The 13,067-nt window shown below is 59.7% G+C and carries 16 protein-coding genes and 2 pseudogenes; 9 read left to right on the forward strand and 9 right to left on the reverse strand.

The genetic code is table 11. The annotated features are described in order from the left end of the window. The 3 genes from arsB to arsH are packed head-to-tail and all read left to right on the forward strand — an operon-like array spanning position 1 to position 2,190. The gene (gene arsB, locus P0086_RS01315) at positions 1 to 1,059 is read left to right on the forward strand and encodes an ACR3 family arsenite efflux transporter (protein WP_275782147.1); all 1,059 of its coding nucleotides are present in this window, start codon (positions 1 to 3) and stop codon (positions 1,057 to 1,059) included. Between the two features lie 2 nt (positions 1,060 to 1,061). Continuing rightward, on the forward strand, positions 1,062 to 1,487 hold the full coding sequence (gene arsC, locus P0086_RS01320) for an arsenate reductase (glutaredoxin) (RefSeq protein WP_275782148.1): 426 nt from the start codon (positions 1,062 to 1,064) through the stop codon (positions 1,485 to 1,487). Continuing rightward, the gene (arsH, locus tag P0086_RS01325; protein WP_275782149.1) at positions 1,423 to 2,190 is read left to right on the forward strand and encodes an arsenical resistance protein ArsH; all 768 of its coding nucleotides are present in this window, start codon (positions 1,423 to 1,425) and stop codon (positions 2,188 to 2,190) included. The genes arsC and arsH overlap by 65 nt, the downstream gene beginning before the upstream one ends. 4 nt (positions 2,191 to 2,194) lie before the next feature. Here arsH and arsK read toward each other — a convergent pair whose 3' ends face one another. Both arsK and P0086_RS01335 read right to left on the reverse strand, forming a co-directional pair. After that, positions 2,195 to 3,448 (reverse strand): arsenite efflux MFS transporter ArsK, encoded by a 1,254-nt coding sequence (arsK, locus tag P0086_RS01330; protein ID WP_275782150.1) that lies wholly within the window; start codon positions 3,446 to 3,448, stop codon positions 2,195 to 2,197. Next, the gene (locus P0086_RS01335) at positions 3,390 to 3,749 is read right to left on the reverse strand and encodes a metalloregulator ArsR/SmtB family transcription factor (protein ID WP_275782151.1); all 360 of its coding nucleotides are present in this window, start codon (positions 3,747 to 3,749) and stop codon (positions 3,390 to 3,392) included. The genes arsK and P0086_RS01335 overlap by 59 nt, the downstream gene beginning before the upstream one ends. Positions 3,750 to 3,791: 42 nt before the next feature. Between P0086_RS01335 and P0086_RS01340 the strand changes: the two genes are divergently transcribed. Then, positions 3,792 to 4,307 (forward strand): DUF6428 family protein, encoded by a 516-nt coding sequence (locus P0086_RS01340; RefSeq protein WP_275782152.1) that lies wholly within the window; start codon positions 3,792 to 3,794, stop codon positions 4,305 to 4,307. Between the two features lie 181 nt (positions 4,308 to 4,488). On the opposite strand, the gene P0086_RS01345 is transcribed toward P0086_RS01340, so the two are convergent. The 5 genes and pseudogenes from P0086_RS01345 to P0086_RS01365 form a co-directional block, all read right to left on the reverse strand. Further along, positions 4,489 to 4,656, reverse strand: a complete 168-nt coding sequence (locus tag P0086_RS01345; protein ID WP_275782153.1) for a hypothetical protein — start codon at positions 4,654 to 4,656, stop codon at positions 4,489 to 4,491. Between the two features lie 310 nt (positions 4,657 to 4,966). Next, entirely contained in the window at positions 4,967 to 5,344 is a 378-nt protein-coding gene (locus P0086_RS01350) for a hypothetical protein (RefSeq protein ID WP_275782154.1), read from the reverse strand. Positions 5,345 to 5,543: 199 nt separating this feature from the next. Further along, positions 5,544 to 6,092 carry a LysR substrate-binding domain-containing protein gene (locus tag P0086_RS01355; RefSeq protein WP_275782155.1) on the reverse strand — a complete coding sequence of 183 codons (549 nt, stop codon included), beginning with the start codon at positions 6,090 to 6,092 and terminating at the stop codon, positions 5,544 to 5,546. A 17-nt stretch (positions 6,093 to 6,109) separates the two neighbouring features. Beyond that, a pseudogene (locus P0086_RS01360) lies at positions 6,110 to 6,250 on the reverse strand (IS3 family transposase); the annotation flags it as partial. A 5-nt stretch (positions 6,251 to 6,255) separates the two neighbouring features. Beyond that, positions 6,256 to 6,780 (reverse strand): RNA polymerase sigma factor, encoded by a 525-nt coding sequence (locus P0086_RS01365; protein WP_148187963.1) that lies wholly within the window; start codon positions 6,778 to 6,780, stop codon positions 6,256 to 6,258. Between the two features lie 300 nt (positions 6,781 to 7,080). On the opposite strand from P0086_RS01365, the gene P0086_RS01370 reads away from it, so the two are divergent. The 3 genes from P0086_RS01370 to P0086_RS01380 all read left to right on the forward strand — a co-directional run bounded on the left by P0086_RS01370 (position 7,081) and on the right by P0086_RS01380 (position 8,410). After that, positions 7,081 to 7,350, forward strand: a complete 270-nt coding sequence (locus P0086_RS01370) for a hypothetical protein (RefSeq protein WP_275782156.1) — start codon at positions 7,081 to 7,083, stop codon at positions 7,348 to 7,350. A 22-nt stretch (positions 7,351 to 7,372) separates the two neighbouring features. Further along, entirely contained in the window at positions 7,373 to 7,933 is a 561-nt protein-coding gene (locus tag P0086_RS01375) for a hypothetical protein (RefSeq protein WP_275782157.1), read from the forward strand. Positions 7,934 to 8,173: 240 nt separating this feature from the next. Continuing rightward, on the forward strand, positions 8,174 to 8,410 hold the full coding sequence (locus P0086_RS01380; protein ID WP_275782158.1) for a hypothetical protein: 237 nt from the start codon (positions 8,174 to 8,176) through the stop codon (positions 8,408 to 8,410). A gap of 57 nt (positions 8,411 to 8,467) precedes the next feature. Here P0086_RS01380 and P0086_RS01385 read toward each other — a convergent pair whose 3' ends face one another. After that, a complete protein-coding gene (locus P0086_RS01385) occupies positions 8,468 to 8,644 on the reverse strand; it encodes a hypothetical protein (RefSeq protein WP_275782159.1) in 177 nt (58 codons plus the stop codon). Positions 8,645 to 10,338: 1,694 nt separating this feature from the next. Next, a pseudogene (locus P0086_RS01390) lies at positions 10,339 to 10,587 on the reverse strand (SOS response-associated peptidase); the annotation flags it as partial. Positions 10,588 to 11,129: 542 nt separating this feature from the next. On the opposite strand from P0086_RS01390, the gene P0086_RS01395 reads away from it, so the two are divergent. Then, positions 11,130 to 11,825 carry a hypothetical protein gene (locus P0086_RS01395; protein ID WP_275782160.1) on the forward strand — a complete coding sequence of 232 codons (696 nt, stop codon included), beginning with the start codon at positions 11,130 to 11,132 and terminating at the stop codon, positions 11,823 to 11,825. Between the two features lie 251 nt (positions 11,826 to 12,076). Continuing rightward, a complete protein-coding gene (locus P0086_RS01400; RefSeq protein WP_275782161.1) occupies positions 12,077 to 12,850 on the forward strand; it encodes a calcium-binding protein in 774 nt (257 codons plus the stop codon). Positions 12,851 to 13,067 lie beyond the last annotated feature (217 nt).

Raw genomic sequence — 13,067 nt, forward strand, 5'->3', positions numbered from 1 at the left:
ATGTCGACATTTGAGCGATACCTGACCGTCTGGGTCTTTCTCTGCATCGCCGCCGGCGTTGCCCTCGGTCACCTGATGCCCGGCGTCTTCCAGATCATCGGCGGCGCCGAGATCGCCAAGGTCAACATCCCCGTCGCGATCCTGATTTGGCTGATGATCATCCCGATGCTGCTGAAGATCGATTTCCGGTCGCTGGCGCAGGTCGGCTCCTACTGGCGGGGGATAGGCGTCACACTGATCATCAACTGGGCGGTCAAGCCGTTCTCGATGGCGCTGCTTGGATGGTTGTTCGTCGGCTGGCTCTTCCGGCCCTATCTGCCTGCGGACCAAATTGAGTCCTATATCGCCGGCCTGATCATTCTTGCCGCCGCACCCTGCACGGCCATGGTTTTTGTCTGGTCGAACCTGACGCGGGGCGAGCCGCTGTTCACCCTCTCGCAGGTGGCCCTGAACGACGCGATCATGGTCGTCGCCTTCGCGCCGAGCGTCGGCCTGCTTCTCGGTCTCTCTGCCATCGCAGTGCCATGGGCGACGCTTGCCCTATCGGTCGCCCTCTATATCGTCGTGCCTATGATCATCGCCCAGATGCTGCGCAACCGCCTGATGGCCGATGGCACGACGAGAGCGGTCGACAGCCTGCTCGCGAAGCTGCAGCCGATGTCGCTTGTCGCGTTGCTCGCTACCCTCGTGCTTCTGTTCGCCTTCCAGGGCGGGCAGATCATCGCCCAGCCGACTATCATCGCCTTGCTGGCCGTGCCGATCCTGATCCAGGTCTACCTGAACTCAGGACTGGCCTACCTTCTCAATCGCGTGGCAGGCGAGCGCCATTGCGTCGCTGGCCCCTCGGCACTCATCGGGGCCAGCAACTTCTTCGAACTCGCGGTCGCTACCGCCATCAGCCTGTTCGGATTTCAGTCTGGCGCGGCACTCGCAACCGTCGTCGGAGTGCTGATCGAGGTTCCGGTGATGCTGTCCGTCGTCTGGATCGTGAACCGCTCCAAGGGCTGGTACGAGGCATCGCCCGCCGTTTCCCGCAACACCATCGTCGAAAGGCCCTAACCATGGACGCCACCATCTATCACAATCCCGCCTGCGGCACGTCTCGCAATACGCTGGCGCTGATCCGCGCCGCCGGGATCGAACCCACCGTCATCGAGTACCTGCAGAACCCGCCATCGCGCGAGCAGCTCTCGAAGATGATCGCAGATGCCGGTCTGACGGTCCGCGAAGTGATCCGTGAGAAGGGCACGCCCTATGCCGCACTTAGCCTCGACAATCCGGACCTCACCGATGATCAGTTGCTGGACTCTATGATCGCCAACCCGATCCTAATCAACCGGCCACTCGTTGTCACGCCACTCGGCACCAGGCTTGCCCGCCCCTCGGAGGTCGTGCTCGACATCCTGCCGGTCGACGCCTTCAATGGACCGTTCACCAAGGAAGACGGCGAACTGGTTCTCGACCAGGAAGGGAAGCGCATTGTCTGACACATTCCCGGCACTGCACGATGCCCATTTTCAAACGATCGCATCGGAATCCCTGCGGCCGGCGTTCTCGACCCACAAGCCCAAAATCCTGATCCTGTATGGATCGCTCCGAGAAGTCTCGTATAGCCGCCTCCTTGCCTTTGAAGTCCGTCGGCTGCTCGAACGCCTCGGATGCGAGGTACGGATATTCGATCCAGCCGGGTTGCCGCTTCCAGACGAGGCTCCGGTCAGTCATCCCAAGGTGCAGGAACTGCGCGAGCTTTCCCAATGGTCCGAAGGACAGGTCTGGATCAGCCCGGAGCGCCACGGCGCTATGACCGGGATCATGAAGTCGCAGATCGATTGGATTCCGCTGTCGCTCGGCTCCATCCGCCCCACCCAGGGCAAGACGCTGGCGGTGATGGAGGTCTCCGGCGGCAGTCAGTCCTTCAATGCCGTTAACCAGTTGCGCGTTCTAGGCCGCTGGATGCGGATGATCACCATCCCCAACCAGAGCAGCGTGGCAAAGGCGTTTCAGGAATTCGACACCGATGGCCGGATGAAGCCATCTTCCTACTATGACCGCGTCGTCGACGTGTGCGAGGAACTGGTGAAGTTCACAATCATGACCCGCGATGCCTCGGCCTACCTAACCGACCGCTACAGCGAGCGGAAGGAGGAGGCGGCCGAGCTGGAGAATCGGGTCTCACTCAAGTCGATCTGACGGATCAGGCCGTCGCGGTGGCAGGCTGCCGGCAGGACGCTGCCACCGCGACGAATGCAGCGATGCTGATCGCCCCGAGGCATGCATTGGCGACGAGAGCGAAGCTCGGTCCGATATTCTCCATGACCGCCGCGAACACGAAAGGCGCGCCAGCGCCGACCGCCAGGCGGGCTGCCGCCATCTTGCCGGTGATGGCTCCGTACCCGTCCGATCCGAACAGATAGAGAGGCAGGCTCCCCTGCGAGATGCTGTTGATGCCGGAGCCGAGCCCGAGGCAAATGGCGAAGGCGGCTGCACCCGGCAACCAACTTCCCGTCATCACCAGGATCAGGACGCCAAAGACGATCAGTACGGCCGAGAGGACGGCCAGTGCCGGTGGCGACAGGTTCTTCCCGAAGACCATGTTGATCAGGCGGCTCAAAACCTGCGCCGGACCGAACAGCGAGCCGATCACGACCGCCGCGGCACCCAGTCCGATCGAGCTCAGCATCGGCACCATATGCGCGAGGATGGCGGCGAGCGTGAAGCCCAGGAGTGCGAAGGCAAATGAGACAATGACCATGGCACGGCGGCGTGCGTGCGGCGGGATCGCGCCGATCACCGCTTCCCGCGTCCGGATCGTCTCGGTCCCGGCCTTCTGTCCGCGGCTTCGGATCGAGAAGTGCAGCGGCATGCAGAGGAATAGGTTCAACGCTGCAAAGACGAGATAGATCTCACGCCAGGACAGATAGCCGGTGAACGTCGCCGAGATCGGCCAGAAGATCGTGGAGGCAAAGCCGCCGATGAGCGTCAGATAGGTGATGCTGCGGGAGGCCGTACGGGGATCGCTCTCGACCAGCGCCGCGAATGCCGCCTGATACTGGACCATGCCGGACGACACTTCGAGCAGGATGATTGCGATGGCGAAGATCGCAACCGATGGCGACCAAGCACAGAGGGCGAGCGTCAGTGCGGCCAGAGCCGAGCCGATCGTCATAATCGTCGCGGCGCCGATCCGGTCCATCTGCTTGCCGATATAGGTCGCCGACAGGCCACCGATGAACAACGACACCGAGAACAAGCCGAACACCTCTGCCATCGACAAGCCGAGATCCGCCGCCATGCCGGGGGCCAGGATGCTGAAGCTGTAATAGAGCGTGCCGTAACCGATGATCTGCGTCAGGCCGAGGGCCGAGACAATGCCGGCATGGATTTTGGAGCTAGGCAATGACGTCACCCGTGTCGGCTGGGCTGCAGCAATCGTCGCGACGTTCAACATTCTCTCTGATCGTTGGGTGGCCAGCGCAGCAGTCCTCCATCAGGAATTTGACGAGGTCGGCAAGTGTCTCGTAGCTGGCGCTGTAGATGATCGAGCGGGACTCCCTTCGCTGGGAGATCAATCCTGACCGTTCTAGCTCTTTTAAGTGGAACGAGACGTTTGTTGCCGAGACGCCCATGCGTTCGGCGATCACGCCTGCGGCCAGTCCTTCAGGTCCGGCGACAACCAGTGCCCGAACGATGGCAAGGCGCGTCTCCTGGGAAAGCGCGGCAAATGACGAAAGGGCTTGACGTTCATCCATATTTCAATAATCCTTGAACTATTGGATAGATGGATAACGCACATGAACGCGATCGACAAGACAATTTCGACAGACATCAGTCTCGGCCATCTCCTCGATGTGCTTGCAGTAGCGCCGGATGCGCCGCTGGTGTTCACCTATGATGGTAATGCCGTCCGGCCCGGCTATCACGTCACCGAGGTCAAGGCCGGCAATTTCGCGGCGGTCGATTGCGGCGCCAACCCGGAAGCCTGGTCGGAGATCTTCGTCCAACTGTGGGATATCGACGAAGATGATCGGACGCACATGCCGGCCGGCAAGTTCGCAGCGATCATCCGGAAAGTCTCCGACCATGTGCAGCTTGAGCCGACGACAAAACTCACGTTCGAGGTTAGCGACGGAGAGCGGCCGATGGCCCTCTACTGCGCGTCCGCACCGCGGCTCGTCGCCGGCACTTTCGAGGTCTCTCTTGCCGCTCGACCAGCAAGCTGCAAGCCGCGGGATCGCTGGCTGGCGGAGGTGCAGGCCAGATCGTCCTACTGCGGATCAGTGAGCACATCGTCGAAGTGCTGTGGTTGAGCCGCCCAAACTGGTGCGCTCCCGGACGCCAAGCCGGGAGCGACTGGCTTAGTTGCGATTGCGAGGTTGCCTTCGCTTCAGTGCCCGACGCTGAGGATTGACGGGCAACGAGCCGATTATGTGCAGCTGAAAGTCGAGATGCCCTGCAAAGCAGGGCGATCGAGCATGAGGTGACCATAAGTCACCACGGCTCATATTCGTGGACGATCTCCAGATCGTCGTCGGCGTCGATTTCGTCGGACGGAAGGACGCCGTATTCGCCGTCGACCGTGAACAGAGTGACTGGGACCATCAGGTCGCGGGAAAGCTGGAAGGCGTGGGACTGGGCGAGAGAAAGATCGTGCGACATTTGAAGTGGCTCCATCGGGAGCGGGCCAATTCCCGCTCGATGGCTCCTCACAAGGCCCGGGGACGGGCGCGATCACCGCGAAGCGAAGCCGGAGCGGCCGCAGCTTGCTAGCGGACCCCCTGCGGGTTGATCGTGGAAGATCCGGCACCGGGCCAGGACGCCATCCAAAAGAGCGGGATTGGTTTGCTCCAGCTGGAAACGCTTTGTTGGGTACGGCATTCGCACTTGAGCCAGATGCTTCCCGCGGCTCTCGGCAACAAGATCGCTTCCGTTTTCAAGTCAAGAGCGGGCGTCGGGAGTGATTTGCCCCTCAATCGGGGTTAGGGAGGTTCGCCTTCTGGAGCGCCTCCGCAATCGATTTTGCCTCCAGCGTGCGTAAAGCGCTTCGCAGGCAGTTTTCGATTTCAACAACGCTCTTACCCTCGAGGGATGCGATCTCGGCGACGGTTCTGCCTCGAGAAATCCATCGGATGGAGGTCTTTTCAAGCGGCGAAAGTATCCATTCCTTCATGACAAAAATCGCGGTTGGTTGCGCCGTGGTCGGCGGAGGGTGTGGCACCGAGTGCCCCCATTGAAACATCGGTGGGAGGCGAGTTGGCGACGCCCCAAGAAAAAGGGCTGCCGCCGGGACCTGGTCGACGGCAGCCAGTTGCCTCGGGAGGAGGCTGGGAATCTGAAATCTCTTCATCGGCTCCATCGTGTTATGTTATAACAGATCACATAATACTATTTATGGAACTTACACGGTTTCGGAGGTGTTCGGAGCGATAATCTCGGCCCTCGACGCCCGGGACGCCGAAGCTGCGGCAGGCGCAATGCGCAATCACCTTAACGGCATTCTTGCAGACCTGCCAGTTCGGGCAGGACGTCGGGCACGGCGAGCATCGCTACGCCGAGGCCGAGCTTTGTCGCTTCGCGGACGCCGTCGGGTCATTGACAACAATTGTCTCGCGCAACGGCGCCGCCATCTCGGCTCCCGCTGCATTCCGCATTGCCCAATGTCGGATGCGGCCGCTCCTGAGAGGTCGCATGACGGTCCCGTCGTACTGCGACAGCCCTGCGGGGTCGGACGGTGGCGTGCGTTCCGCCAAAGACGCAGGCGATGCGACGACAACCATATGAGCAGGCGCCAGCGTCCGGGCAACGATACCCGGCGCAAAGTCCAAGCCCCCGCCGATCGCCACGTCATAGCCTTCCTCGACAAGGTCGACCGGACGGGTCTCGAAGTGCCATTCAGGCCGGATCAGCGGGTATCGCCGTAGCAGTTCGGAGAACAGCGGCAGGATATGGGTGACACCGAAGGTCGGGCTGAGGCTGACCTTCAGCACGCCCGCCGGCTCGGATGCACCCGAAGAAGCATCGGCTATGGCGGTTTGAAGGGCGTCGAAATTGCCGCCGATGGACTGAAGCAAGCGTTCGCCCGCCTCGGTCAACATGAGCCTGCGGGTCGAACGAGCGTATGCGCCGAGCAGCCGATCTTGGTGGCTATGGAAGAGACTGCGGCCAGCTGCGACGGATGTTAGGCTTCATGCTCCGTCACCATTCGGACGGCGCGGGCGCGGACCTCACGATTTGTTCGTGTCTTGCTTGTCATAGAGGCTACTGTCTCCGGCAAAGCCGGGGCGGTTCAATCTCGCTGTCCAGCTGCTTCGAGAGTATCTGCTTCGTCCTGTTGACACGGCTTTTGATGGTGCCGAGGGGGCAGTCCAATTCCCGAGCAACATCTTGATACGAACGACCCTCCAAGACTACGTCTTGGAAGATAGTTCGGGCATGCGAAGGTAGACGAGCTACGGCCTGCTCTAATTCCCGTCCCCTCACGTGCCACTCCTGGGTGGGAGGGACAGGTATCGAACGCGAGGCACAGTCTTCGCTGTCTCCCGTCCTTTCTCTCTGTGCATGAATCCAAGCCGTGCAGAAGCTATTTTTCATTATGGTGAAAAGCCAACTCCTGAGGTTGGTACCAGGCTCGAATTGGTGCCAGCATTTCAATGCCTTAAAAAGGGTCTCTTGCAAGAGATCCTCGGCATCAGCAGGATCATGACAGAGAGAACGCGCAAACCGGTGCAGTGCCGGCATGTGTTCGATTACCGCATGATGGCGGTCTGAGTGCTGGACTGTCATGAGCCCCTCCCGATTTGCTGGGATACCCGTCAATGGGCGTCAGAGTGGGAATGCGAGTGCCTGTATTTGGTTCCCGTGGCGGCCAAAGGATTGAGCAGGAGTATCTCACTGGCAGCGGGTCTGATGTTCACCAGCTTGGGGAACAGCTTCGCTGATCGAGGTGACCGACAAAAGCAGCCGATCGCTCGCGACGCGCAAGCTGGCGCACGGGGACTCGTTTTGGCTTTGCGTGCCTGCCCGGCATTCAGGGAACTTTCCGCGGTCCGAGGACTTGTAGATCATGCGAATAGGCAGTGAGCAATGCGCGCGGATGATATTATCCAGGACCTGAGATTTGCGGCTCGTGAAACGCAGAGATTGCCTAAGATTGAACGGCGCGCGCTTCTGGAGCGCGCGCTCGACGCAATCGAACGGGCCCAGTCTGCATCGGGGACACCTTTGTCAGTGTTGCAACGCGCGCGGATGCAGGAAATCCGTCTGGTCGCTTCTTCCACTTCGATTACTCCCGATATGCTTGTGGCACACGCGATGACGACCGCAGCCGACCTGCTCGAGGACCTCAAAAACTGATGAGGTCGCTTAAATAGGCGGTATGGGATTTTTTGATGTCTGCTTTCTCCACAGGCGGGAGCTGGATTGCCCGTCCCGCGAACGGCTCAAACAGCTTCATCAAGAAGTCGCAGATTGTGAGACTGCAGTTGCCGCTCAAGAACAGCATGGCACAGAGCTGAGCTTCAAGCTTGCCGACCTCTGCAGCCAAAAGCCTCCTGCACCTTCTATAAGAGCGCCGGTCGGGTTACTGGCAGCAGACTTTGCTTCTTCCGCCTCTGCAAGCAGTGACTTGCCTGATCTGCCGAGCGTCCAGGGGATTGTGCTGTCAAATTTCCGGATTTCGGCGACAGCAGGCCGTGCCTGGGGACCGCAGCCCAACCCCCATGTTACCGCCGTGGCCGTCGCTTTCGGGGTAAGGCGCGTCGCGAAGGCGGTCGATATACTCGCTCAAGCAGCCGCCTGGCGTATCGCTTCCGCCACGATCGAGATGCACCTCCTTTCAGCCAAGGCTGTCGCGCAAGCCGCAATTTCACCTTCCGCTGCACGCGCCGCGGCAATCGTCGATTGGGCCGATGTCGTACCCGTCGCCACATCAAGCTAGCAGAACCAACATAAGCACGAAAAAGACCGCAGCTCCGATCGTCGACAGTTCCACAAACCAGCCAAACATCGCAGCATTCCTCTAAAGCGTCACGGGCCCCACCACCAGCAGAGCGGTGAGCAGGAACGTCAGGGCTGAAAATACCCAGATACCGATATCTTCCATGGCGGCGTCTCCATCTGATCGCGCGCATTAACGCTCAACCGCGGGCCCAAGTTCCATCATACTAGGGCCACGACTATGTCCACTGTCGTGCTGGACCTCCAGGAGCGCTTACTCGCGCTCGCATTCTCTCTGCCGGAAATCGGCGGTGACGGCGATCCCGGCAGCTCGTCGGCTGACACGCCGATTGTGAGCGGCGACGGAGCGGACGATGCCGGCATTTGCGCTGGCGCCCGGCTTGCCGGCGGCGGGACGACCTCGCAGGATATATGCAAACGGGGCGCGGATGGCGAGGAGCCGAAGATGGAGGGGTGATTTCGCGAACCTCCGGTTAGATTGCTCTGGGTGATGGCCGTCCGCGGGCGACGATTTTCACTTAAGATGAAGGTCGTGCTCTTCCTGCCAGCCCTGTTCCCACAGGTCATGAAAAGGGGAACCGGGCGGATAGGGATTCGCCTTTTCGAGCGATTTTCCGTCTCGAAAAGCACTTTGCCCGGCCTCTAAGGCCTGTTGCTCGGCGATACGTTGTGCAGGCGATTTTTCTTCCATGGTGCTTTCCTCGTTGGCAAACGTCTTCTGGCCGCACATCATCGCCTTCGGATGTGGATCCCGGCTTCCTCGGCAGCATTGCAGGTATGCTTTACGTGCGTCGCTCCGCCGTGCTCCGTTCGTGAGCGCGGCGTGACAGCCTCGGCGAAAGCGTCGCCATCAAGCATTCTTCTGCGTGTTTGGTGCTCCGTATGCGCCCATAGGTGCCGGGGCCGTCGGCCTCAACCTCTACGCATTTCGTCCAATATGTGGGATCGGTCACGCCTAACCGCCTCCGCGCGGTTGTCCCGACCGAACAATGGCCGCGCCTTAAAGTTCCGGTTGATGAGCGGTTTAGCCAGGGGTCTCCAAGCCGCGAGATCCGAGCCGGGAGAACTGTCTCCGGTCGTGCCGGAGGGTGGGCTCCTCGAAGGGGCGCGCATCAGCGGTGGGCTTCAATCATTGCTGGCGCCATTTCGTGGCATGGACTAACTCGATTTCTGCCGGCTCGAATGGAAAGTCGCTCTTTGCGCTCTTCTATCCAGATCTGACTTGCATATTTCACGAGCTTCCTCCTCGCCTGAAGCGCACTGTGAACTGACTGATTGACGGAGATGATCCGCAAGTCCAAATGCCGACTTCCTGCTCTGGCACTCATCGTAGGCCTCTTTCACGGCCCGAGAGGTGGCGGTACCACGCCAAGTGGCGGTCGGGATATAGCTTGAGTCCGTCATCGCGAACCGTCTAAGGCCTATTTTGTTGCCGGAGTGGAACCAGTCTGCGACAACGCGGCAACATCGAAGTCCGACATAGTAATGGTCGGAATGCTGCCATCATGCCTCGATCGTGCTCGAGCCACGTGAAGAGCCTCGTGCCTGTTTGAAAGGGAAAGGTGATCGGAGTGCCCCAACGCGGCTTGCATTATGCGGTAGCGACCGCAGGCGGGACAGGCAAACTCACGTGTGCCAGGTAGAATGGATGGGAAGAACTCCGTGGCGGAATGGCCGCTTATGGGGCAAGTTGTGCTTTTCCATTCCATGATATGTCCTTAAAAGTCACGGCCCTTCGGCGAAAAACGATCGGTTGCGATCGATGTTCCGGTGCAGAACAAAACTGCCGTGCCAAATGCCATTGGGCATGGTGGACCTTAGTTCTCACGATGTACTCGGCCATGACCCGATGCCCGCTCGAGCAAAGAATTCGTCTGTGTCGGCGGCTTCGGAAACCCGATACACCGCTCGAACAGTGCCGTGTTACGCCGCCAGTTGGAGGTGGTTGCGATTCCGAAACCTGCCATTGATCTCGGATAGCGAAAAGGTTTGGAAAGCCGGTGCTCCTCGCCGAGGTAGAGGTTCGCGCCTGGAACAATGATAGGATGCTACGTCATACATCGTTCAAAGGCCCCGGGGACGAAGCGGACGAGGCATCGATTTTCCGCATTTTGGACTGGCTCTTTTATGAACCATCCGCCAGTCCGGCTCGCGTCTCAAGTCTCGCGGGGCGCTATTCGGCAACCAGGAGGACGTAGCTGTGGGGCATCTGTTAGAGTATTATTCTTAAACGCCGACTACTAGGGACAAAGCCATGTGCTACGGTCGGCGAGACTGAGCCCCGCTCTTTCCCCAAGGCGGGGCTTTCTCTTTGTCCCGATTAGGATCGGTATTGCTTGCGGGCTTCATCGACGATCGCGCGCGGAGACTACCCTGCCGGCACATCGTCAGCACGGTAAGTTCGGCATCGGGCAGCGGGCGCTGCAAATGCTTGGCTTCTTCCCACGGCGCTGACAGCCAGATTTCGACCTCGTCTCCGGGCCGCAATACGACTGGCATCGCCTTATAGTGGATGGGGCCGACGATCCCGTTCGGATCCGCTGTCAGGAAGCCGAACAGATCGGTCGTGACCAATCCTTCTTTGACCTTCCGGACGCTTTCCCATTGCGACACCCAGATCCCTGCGAACTCAAGGTTGCCCAGGCTGTCGATCATGGCACGTGTGGCCTGGAGGATCGCGATCTGGTCGGTTGTCATCCCTTCGTCCGTGCATGCTTGGCTGTTCGATCAGTTTTCGCCAAGACGGCAAGGATATGGTGATCGGCCAGGATAGCAATCGCCGTACAGACCTCCACCTCATCCATCCTGCGTTCACTGCGCCAGATGAGGTCCTGCAGTCGCGTTTCTACCGCCGCATCGCATTCGCGTAGGCGGTCCATACGATCGGCATTCGAGGCGAGCGTATTTCCGCCATGGTCTCATCCAACCCGGAGAAGTATGGAGCAGCCGAACAATCTGGAACGGCGGTGCCTGTTGGCTACTGCTCTGGCAGCTCTCCATTCCCATCCGGCTTCGCTGGCCTGATCCGCGCCCAGATCCCCGTGCAGCCGATTCCGAGCCGCGCACGTCGTCCGCAAGTCCGACATTGGTGGTAGTGCGGAGCGAAATAGTATCGATTGAGGCAAACTGAATGGCGCCCTAATTTCTCCTCCGTCTCTTCACGGGAGGATAGTGACATGGTTCGAAAGATCGGCACTTCTGCAAGCGAAACGCTCAAAGGGACGGGAGGCGAAGATCGTCTCGAGGGACGGGGAGGAAATGACAAGCTATTCGGTTTTGATGGCAGAGACAGGCTTCAGGGAGGGGATGGGAACGACTTCCTCTATGGCGGCGGGAGTGCCGACCGGCTGCAGGGCGGTGACGATGCAGATACGCTATACGGTGCCGGCGGTTCTGACCGGCTGGAGGGCGATCGCGGCGACGATTTCCTTTATGGGTCCGACGGTGCTGACGAATTGCGGGGCGGTCGAGGAAAGGACCGGCTGAGCGGTGGCGAGGGGGACGACAGGCTTCGTGGAGATCTCGGCCAAGACAAGCTCTACGGGGGTGGCGGCGCCGACAAGTTCATATTCAAGTCCGTTGGTGAATCGACAGTCGCCTCCTCTGGACGAGACACGATCTATGATTTCAGCCTCGATGGTGGCGACAGAATTGATGTGTCCTACATCGATGCCAATACCAACGCGTCCGGAAACCAGACATTCAAATTCATCGGAAACGCTGATTTCCATAACAAGGCTGGCGAGCTTCGCTATGAAATCCGCTCCGGTGACACCTTCGTCTATGTCGATCGCAATGGAGATAGCCAAGCCGACTTTTCCCTGCGACTAGACGATAAGTTGCATCTGCTTAAGGGCGACTTCATCCTCTGAGCACCCCTGGTAGATCGGCTGATGTCATCTCCGGGTTCCTCCAAACCACTCAGCAGATCACGTGGGAATATCGCGCGTTGGTGTCTGGCGGAGCACGTATCGTGCTGATTGCAGAAGCTCCTCAGCTTTTTCAGCTAATGTGCAGATCCCTAAAGATTTAACGGGTTGCTGCCGTAAGGATTCACAAATCATGCCCAAATGTTCGCCGGCCCAGACTTTGCATACGGCACAACGCGAACTGAGGAAGCGCCATGAGAAGGAACTCCATTGATCTGATCGAATCCTCGCTTGAAAGCAGGTTTCTTACCAAGCTGGAGAAGCGAAAGAAGGGACATGACGACAGCGACGAGGACGGCAAGGATGGAACGCACCTGCGTGGAGAGAAGGGTAGTGACAAGCTCAAGGGGGGCGACCGCGACGACGACATTGCAGGAGGTGCGGGCCACGACGTACTCCGTGGTGGCGCAGGCGACGATGCACTCGTCGGGAACATCGGCAACGACAAGCTCTATGGCGCCTTTGGGAACGACACGCTTTCCGGTGGTGCAGGGAAGGACTTGCTGAACGGCGGGGTCGGCGATGATCTGCTGAAGGGTGATGATGGCAATGACAAGCTCTTCGGTGGAAAGGGAGCAGACGCGCTCGATGGAGGAGCCGGAGACGACAAGCTCGCGGGTGAGGCTGGTGACGATGTCCTTGTGGGCGGAGCCGGCGACGATCGTCTGGACGGGGGCAAGGGTGACGACACGCTCTTCGGCGGCGAGGGGAACGACGAACTAAAGGGCGGCGCGGGGTCTGACGTCTTCCTCTTCGCAGCAGCCGCCGGGCGCGACCGCGTGAAGGATTTCAGAGATGGGATGGACAAGATCGACTTGACCGCGTTTGGCTTTCCCTCGATCGATGATGTCCTCGCCCTCACCAAGGTTGTCGATGAACGGGCTACGATTGAGTTCGGCAACGGTGACACGCTCACATTCAAGCTCACATCGCTTTCGAATCTGGACAGCAGCGACTTCTTGCTGTGACCCTGTCCGGCCGCGAGGAAGACACTCGCGGCCCGGATCTATCGATGGGACGGTTAGGATCACTCGTCGCCTTATGTCGCGGGAGACCAAGTCGTCCCTTTCGTATTGCTGTCCTCGTTAGGACGTGGACCCCGAGTACGCGGGGGGCCGATCAGCCAATCTCGAAGGATCACCGGCACGCATCCTGCCGCTGTATCCGCAACTTGCCGTGGCGTCA

Source organism: Mycoplana sp. MJR14 (assembly GCF_029210525.1).
Taxonomy (GTDB): Bacteria; Pseudomonadota; Alphaproteobacteria; order Rhizobiales; family Rhizobiaceae; genus Mycoplana.

What these genes read in the sequence shown, in the direction of transcription:
- arsB (WP_275782147.1), top strand. Translation starts at nt 1, where the DNA reads ATGTCGACATTTGAGCGATACCTGACCGTCTGGGTCTTTCTCTGCATC.
- arsC (WP_275782148.1), top strand. Translation starts at nt 1,062, where the DNA reads ATGGACGCCACCATCTATCACAATCCCGCCTGCGGCACGTCTCGCAAT.
- arsH (WP_275782149.1), top strand. Translation starts at nt 1,423, where the DNA reads ATGGACCGTTCACCAAGGAAGACGGCGAACTGGTTCTCGACCAGGAAG.
- arsK (WP_275782150.1), bottom strand. Translation starts at nt 3,448, where the DNA reads ATGTTGAACGTCGCGACGATTGCTGCAGCCCAGCCGACACGGGTGACG.
- P0086_RS01335 (WP_275782151.1), bottom strand. Translation starts at nt 3,749, where the DNA reads ATGGATGAACGTCAAGCCCTTTCGTCATTTGCCGCGCTTTCCCAGGAG.
- P0086_RS01340 (WP_275782152.1), top strand. Translation starts at nt 3,792, where the DNA reads ATGAACGCGATCGACAAGACAATTTCGACAGACATCAGTCTCGGCCAT.
- P0086_RS01345 (WP_275782153.1), bottom strand. Translation starts at nt 4,656, where the DNA reads ATGTCGCACGATCTTTCTCTCGCCCAGTCCCACGCCTTCCAGCTTTCC.
- P0086_RS01350 (WP_275782154.1), bottom strand. Translation starts at nt 5,344, where the DNA reads ATGAAGAGATTTCAGATTCCCAGCCTCCTCCCGAGGCAACTGGCTGCC.
- P0086_RS01355 (WP_275782155.1), bottom strand. Translation starts at nt 6,092, where the DNA reads ATGTTGACCGAGGCGGGCGAACGCTTGCTTCAGTCCATCGGCGGCAAT.
- P0086_RS01365 (WP_148187963.1), bottom strand. Translation starts at nt 6,780, where the DNA reads ATGACAGTCCAGCACTCAGACCGCCATCATGCGGTAATCGAACACATG.
- P0086_RS01370 (WP_275782156.1), top strand. Translation starts at nt 7,081, where the DNA reads ATGCGCGCGGATGATATTATCCAGGACCTGAGATTTGCGGCTCGTGAA.
- P0086_RS01375 (WP_275782157.1), top strand. Translation starts at nt 7,373, where the DNA reads ATGGGATTTTTTGATGTCTGCTTTCTCCACAGGCGGGAGCTGGATTGC.
- P0086_RS01380 (WP_275782158.1), top strand. Translation starts at nt 8,174, where the DNA reads ATGTCCACTGTCGTGCTGGACCTCCAGGAGCGCTTACTCGCGCTCGCA.
- P0086_RS01385 (WP_275782159.1), bottom strand. Translation starts at nt 8,644, where the DNA reads ATGGAAGAAAAATCGCCTGCACAACGTATCGCCGAGCAACAGGCCTTA.
- P0086_RS01395 (WP_275782160.1), top strand. Translation starts at nt 11,130, where the DNA reads ATGGTTCGAAAGATCGGCACTTCTGCAAGCGAAACGCTCAAAGGGACG.
- P0086_RS01400 (WP_275782161.1), top strand. Translation starts at nt 12,077, where the DNA reads ATGAGAAGGAACTCCATTGATCTGATCGAATCCTCGCTTGAAAGCAGG.